Below are 2804 nucleotides of genomic sequence, written 5' to 3'. Positions count from 1 at the left end.
ATGAGACATGGCTAAACACCTTTCCATGATAGAACGTAATGACAAAGGACATGAAGCACGTCAATACTTTATAAAATATGAACGGCTTTTGAAACAAGTAGGAACACCACAAATAGACTACTCCAAACCCGAAGCATTGCTTGGCGTCTTGAATCACTTACAAAGCCAAATAGAGTAAAAAGATCATGTTATTGCAGAATTAGCACCAAAAGCAAAAGCTTTGGATGGTTTAAAACGTTCTGATGGTTTGTTTGATCTGATAGAAGCAGCAAAGATGTTAGAGGTACGACCAAAAGATTTAACAGATTACTTGCGCAAACATGACTGGGTATATCGGCGTGCTCCAGGGGCGCCTCTGTTACCCTATCAAGATAAAATAAAGAAAGGCTTTATGGATTGCCCTGCTATTACCATTCAAAGACCAGATGGAACAGAAAAGGTGCTGCCTTCAACAAAAATTACATCCAGAGGATTGGCATGTTTGAGAGAGCAAATCCATGGAGGTGCGCAATGAAGGTAGATACTAACTTTTTATGCGATTTATGGATAACGTTGTCTCAATTTTCTAGACATGAAAATATGAGCAACAAAGATTGTACTGCTCTGGTTGACACTATGAGTATAATCGAAAAAGCTTTGATTGTAAAACTTCAAGATGAGGTGCCAAATAATATAAAGGTTCTAGCAGTTCTTACAGATTTTGGAGATTCAGAACTACCACATAGCATGAATCCGTTATTGCAAGCTTATGCTCCTACTTTGAAGAACCCCATTAAAAAGGTTGCTTAAGTTAAAAACACAACTCCCCTCCCTATCGTTAAAGGTGGGGAGTGTTTAATACACTAAAGTTACACGTGTGGAACTGGTCGTTCAAAAGGCTGTACTGCCAAACGAAACTCCATGGTACGCAGTAAAGCATTCAAGCTGCGAAACTCTGGATTGCTTTTTTCTGAAAGTGTACGGTAAAGTTGTGTTAGGTTCAAGTTGGCTGCTTTAGCTACAGCTTGAACACCACCATAAGCTTTGGCCATTTGGCGTAGAGTTACAAGCAGCTCACCCTGATCACCATCTGCTAGGATTGTATCAAGGGTAGCTGCTGCCAACTCAGGGTCATCACGGAATATTTCTGCCATTGCATCATCATGGTTACGGTCTTTCATTTTTGCACTCCTTTAATCTTCACGGTTTTGCCAATCACGCCAGCAAGCACATGCACGAGTGATATTGGTCTCTTGTGTTTTTTTTTGCTGCCACCGCATAATAGCAACAATACGGTCTTTCCAGATTGAGCATAATAAACTCGGTAGCTAGGACAAATATTAATACGCAGTTCATGAATACCATCACGAATCGGCTTGAAATCGCCAAAGTTCCCTTGTTCTAAACGATTAAAGCAGCGAATAATTGCAGTTTTAGCCTGCATATCACGGAGCTTTCGCAGCCAATTAGCTATCAAGTCTTTGCCATCAGAGGTAAGGTTAGTGATGTATCTCAAACATTATGTATATTCGTTTATAAACAAATACTTGTCAGGAGAGAAATTAAAAGTTGAGAAAAAATCTTCTTTTATTCCAATGAATAAGTAACATGAAGCTTAACCAAGCTATCTTTCCGAAGGAAAAAATCCAATTTTTATTTTACTATTCCTAAAAATACAGCCAAACAACGTTCAATCTCTAGCATTTCCTTTGCTTGAAGAGAGCCAAAAATGGAACTCATTTTGTCACATCTTACCGTCATAATCTTATCAATCATTACTTGCGAAGGCTTTTGCAAACCATTTTTAGCGTTTGGCTGAATCGTAATGCGGAGTAATGGTGCATCAACAAGTGTACTTGTAATTGGTAAAACCGTCATGCTGGTATGTTCACTAAATTGATTAGCTTGAATGACCAATGCGGGTCTTGGTTTATCAAAATCACCTTGTATCGCTATTGTTACGAGAAATCCGCGCATCAGTCTGTCCAACCATCAGCATCCATTAAAGATTGATCCATAAACAATTGTATAGATGTATCAGCTTTATCCATTTTTGCTACTAAGCGACATTGGCGACGACACTCTTCTGCAAAATTTGGCTGGCGTGTATCTGGTACCCAAATTTGCATTAAGCGCAAACCTGCTTTTCTTTGCGCATTGCGATGTTTTTGAACCCGTTCATTAACGTGCATTGTACCCATAATAAAATCTCCATTATGTTTCATGTAACGTATAACACAGAAAAAAGTTACATGAAACGAGATTTTTAATAAAAGGCAATAATTGCAATTTTTAATATTCACTCATCCCCACCTTGTGTGGGGCTTTTTTTATGGAGAATCATATGCGAAAAATATCATCAGAAGGGCTAGCTCTTATCAAACAATGGGAAGGTTTGCGTTTGAACGCCTATAAAGATGCCATTGGGGTATGGACAATAGGTTATGGACATACAAACAGTGCTGGAAAACCTTTTATTTACGAAGGCATGACAATCACTGAAAAGCAAGCAGAAAAACTTCTTTGCCAAGATTTAAGACAATTTGAAAATGCTGTTGAACGCGCTGTTACAGTTTCATTAACGAATGAACAATTCGCAGCGTTAGTATCTTTTTGCTATAATGTAGGAACAACAGCCTTTTGTAACTCGACACTGTTAAAAAAGCTCAATCAAGGTGAATATGAAGCTGTCCCTGCAGAACTACAGAAATGGACCAAAGCAGGCGGTAAGCGTTTGCAAGGTCTAGTACACCGGCGTGCGGCAGAAACAGGCTTATGGGCAAAAGGGGCTTATGTTTCCTCCAATTATCAAACAGTAGAAACGC

At 39.0% G+C, this 2804-nt stretch carries 6 protein-coding genes and 1 pseudogene; 3 read left to right on the top strand and 4 right to left on the bottom strand.

What is annotated here, in order from left to right:
- Positions 1 to 4: 4 nt before the first annotated feature.
- Together ACFIK6_RS09435 and ACFIK6_RS09430 are read left to right on the top strand one after the other, a co-directional pair.
- Positions 5 to 514: pseudogene (locus ACFIK6_RS09435) on the top strand (phage antirepressor KilAC domain-containing protein); the annotation flags it as partial.
- The gene (locus ACFIK6_RS09430) at positions 511 to 789 is read left to right on the top strand and encodes a hypothetical protein (RefSeq protein WP_375642699.1); all 279 of its coding nucleotides are present in this window, start codon (positions 511 to 513) and stop codon (positions 787 to 789) included. The pseudogene ACFIK6_RS09435 and the gene ACFIK6_RS09430, both read left to right, overlap by 4 nt.
- 59 nt (positions 790 to 848) lie before the next feature.
- On the opposite strand, the gene ACFIK6_RS09425 is transcribed toward ACFIK6_RS09430, so the two are convergent.
- From ACFIK6_RS09425 to ACFIK6_RS09410, 4 genes are all read right to left on the bottom strand, one after another.
- Positions 849 to 1160: a DNA-binding protein gene (locus ACFIK6_RS09425; RefSeq protein ID WP_375642700.1), complete on the bottom strand. Its 312-nt coding sequence runs from the start codon at positions 1158 to 1160 to the stop codon at positions 849 to 851.
- Positions 1157 to 1423: a type II toxin-antitoxin system RelE/ParE family toxin gene (locus ACFIK6_RS09420; protein WP_375642701.1), complete on the bottom strand. Its 267-nt coding sequence runs from the start codon at positions 1421 to 1423 to the stop codon at positions 1157 to 1159. Before ACFIK6_RS09420 ends, ACFIK6_RS09425 begins: the two co-directional genes overlap by 4 nt.
- Before the next feature lie 209 nt (positions 1424 to 1632).
- A complete protein-coding gene (locus tag ACFIK6_RS09415; RefSeq protein ID WP_375642702.1) occupies positions 1633 to 1956 on the bottom strand; it encodes a type II toxin-antitoxin system PemK/MazF family toxin in 324 nt (107 codons plus the stop codon).
- Complete coding sequence (locus ACFIK6_RS09410; protein ID WP_375642703.1) at positions 1956 to 2180, bottom strand: antitoxin MazE family protein; 225 nt, start codon at positions 2178 to 2180, stop codon at positions 1956 to 1958. The genes ACFIK6_RS09415 and ACFIK6_RS09410 overlap by 1 nt, the downstream gene beginning before the upstream one ends.
- Positions 2181 to 2323: 143 nt before the next feature.
- On the opposite strand from ACFIK6_RS09410, the gene ACFIK6_RS09405 reads away from it, so the two are divergent.
- The coding region (locus ACFIK6_RS09405) for a lysozyme (protein ID WP_375642704.1) at positions 2324 to 2804 on the top strand (481 nt) is incomplete at its 3' end.

The sequence above is a fragment of the Bartonella sp. AS69XJJH genome (genome assembly GCF_042195585.1).
Lineage (GTDB): Bacteria > Pseudomonadota > Alphaproteobacteria > Rhizobiales > Rhizobiaceae > Bartonella.
This window is presented reverse-complemented; position numbering and strand designations above follow the sequence as displayed.

Excerpts from the sequence above, each read along its gene's own strand:
- ACFIK6_RS09430 (WP_375642699.1), top strand. The coding sequence starts at position 511 with ATGAAGGTAGATACTAACTTTTTATGCGATTTATGGATAACGTTGTCT.
- ACFIK6_RS09425 (WP_375642700.1), bottom strand. The coding sequence starts at position 1,160 with ATGAAAGACCGTAACCATGATGATGCAATGGCAGAAATATTCCGTGAT.
- ACFIK6_RS09420 (WP_375642701.1), bottom strand. The coding sequence starts at position 1,423 with ATGCAGGCTAAAACTGCAATTATTCGCTGCTTTAATCGTTTAGAACAA.
- ACFIK6_RS09415 (WP_375642702.1), bottom strand. The coding sequence starts at position 1,956 with ATGCGCGGATTTCTCGTAACAATAGCGATACAAGGTGATTTTGATAAA.
- ACFIK6_RS09410 (WP_375642703.1), bottom strand. The coding sequence starts at position 2,180 with ATGGGTACAATGCACGTTAATGAACGGGTTCAAAAACATCGCAATGCG.